Below are 1,942 nucleotides of genomic sequence, written 5' to 3'. Positions count from 1 at the left end.
CTTGTAGCCGATTCCGGTGAGGCGACCGAGCATCCTGCGGCGGGCCGGGCCGACGTGGTCGAGGACGGTGGTGAGCGCGGCGCGCAGGGCCAGTTCCCAGGGGCGCCGGGCCATCGCGAGGCGGACGATGCCGCCGCTGCTGCGGAGGACCGCCCGCCCGACGGGGTGGCGTTCGGTCTGGTAGGTGTCCAGGAGGGCGGGGTCCGCGTGGCCGCCCGTCACCTGGGCCAGTTTCCAGCTCAGGTTGGCCGCGTCCTGGAGGCCGGTGTTCATGCCCTGGCCGCCGGCCGGGGTGTGCACGTGGGCTGCGTCGCCGGCCAGGAAGACCCGGCCCACCCGGTAGGCCGGCGCCTGGCGTTCGTCGCTGTGGAAGCGGGACATCCAGCGGGCGTCGTGCATCCCGAAGTCGCGGCCCAGGGCAAGACGGGTGACCTCCTTGATCTCGTCGAGGTCGAGGGGCTCGCCGTCGGGGACGTCGCGGGCCCGGTTCCAGGCGATGACCCGGTGGTAGCCGTCGCCGAAGGGGGCGATGAAGGCGAAGGCGTCGCCCACGGCGTTGACGGTGAGCAGGGTCTCGGGCGGCTCGGCGAGGCGGACGTCCGCGAGGACCACCGAGCGGATCACCGAACGGCCGGGGAAGGGCAGCCCGATCGCCTCCCGTACGACGCTGCGCATCCCGTCGGCGCCCACGACGTACTCGGCGCGCAGGGACTCCGTGACCCCGTCCGGCCCCTCGACCCGCACGGTCACGCCGTTCTCGTCCTGGGACAGGCCGGTCACCCCGGTCTCGTACCGGAAGTCGACGCCCGCCTCCACGGCCCGCCGCTCCAGGGCCTTCTCGACCTCGTACTGGGGCAGGACCAGCAGGTGGTTGAAGCGGGAGGGGAGGGTGTCCAGGCCGATGGTGAGGCTGCCGAACAGGCGCAGCCTGTCCAGGCGTTGCCCCACCGCCTCCAGACCGTCGGCGAGACCCCGTGCGTCCAGCTGTTCCAGGGTGCGGGCGTGCAGGACGAAGGCGCGGGAGAGGTTGCTGATCCGGTGCGGGCGCCGCTCGACGACGGTGACGGGGACGCCCGCGGTGGCCAGATCACCGGCCAGGAGCAGACCGGTGGGGCCGGAGCCGACGACGATCACGGGGGTGCGGTTCATGAGGACCTCCTGTCACTCATTACGCCAACACTTGTTGGCCAACGCTTGTTGACGAAGGTAGCCGCCACCCCACCACTCGGTCAACACTTGTTGGCCTACAGCTGTTGGCATACGATCCCGGCATGAACGACGGTACGAACGACACCCCCCGCCGCCGCTCCGACGACACCCGCGAGGCGATCCTCGCCGCGGCCCGCGAGCGCTTCGCCGCCGACGGCTACGAGCGGGCCACCATCCGCGCCATCGCCAAGGACGCGCGCATCGATCCGTCCATGGTGATGCGCTACTACGGCAACAAGGAGGGTCTGTTCGCGGCGGCCGTCTCCGTCGACCTGGCGCTGCCCGAGCCCGGCTCACTGCCCCGGCACGACATCGGCCGCGCGCTCGTGTCGCGCTTCCTGGACCTGTGGGAGGAGAACGAGGTGCTCACCGCGCTGCTGCGGGTCGGCGCGACCAATCAGGCGGGCGCCGAGCGGATGCAGGGCATCTTCAGGGAGCAGGTGATGCCGGTGGCCCAGCGGGTGTGCCCGGACCCGGAGCAGGCGCCCGCGCGGGCCGCGCTGGCCGCCACGCAACTGCTGGGGCTCGCGCTGACCCGGTACGTCCTGCGGCTCCCGCCCACCGTGGCGCTGACACGCGAGGAGATCGTGGCGTGGCTGGCACCCACGGTGCAGCGGTACCTCACCGCGCCGAGCCCCTGAGCATCCCGCCCGTGGCGGAACGCACCGGGGCGCCGGCCCCGCCCCCGTACGGCTGGCACGGCCGAGACCGCAGACGCGCGTACGTGGGGCGG

The 1,942-nt window shown here is 72.8% G+C and carries 2 protein-coding genes; one reads left to right on the top strand and one right to left on the bottom strand.

The genetic code is table 11. From position 1 onward, the window contains the following. Window positions 1–1,149: FAD-dependent monooxygenase (locus tag EHS43_RS43560; RefSeq protein ID WP_125195943.1), on the bottom strand; the 1,149-nt coding region annotated here is incomplete at its 3' end. Between the two features lie 122 nt (window positions 1,150–1,271). Here EHS43_RS43560 and EHS43_RS43555 point away from each other — a divergent pair. After that, complete coding sequence (locus EHS43_RS43555; protein ID WP_125195942.1) at window positions 1,272–1,850, top strand: TetR family transcriptional regulator; 579 nt, start codon at window positions 1,272–1,274, stop codon at window positions 1,848–1,850. The last annotated feature ends 92 nt before the right edge of the window (window positions 1,851–1,942 follow it).

The organism is Streptomyces sp. RP5T, from assembly GCF_003933965.1.
GTDB lineage: Bacteria > Actinomycetota > Actinomycetes > Streptomycetales > Streptomycetaceae > Streptomyces.
This window is presented reverse-complemented; position numbering and strand designations above follow the sequence as displayed.

Excerpts from the sequence above, each read along its gene's own strand:
- EHS43_RS43555 (WP_125195942.1), top strand. The coding sequence starts at position 1,272 with ATGAACGACGGTACGAACGACACCCCCCGCCGCCGCTCCGACGACACC.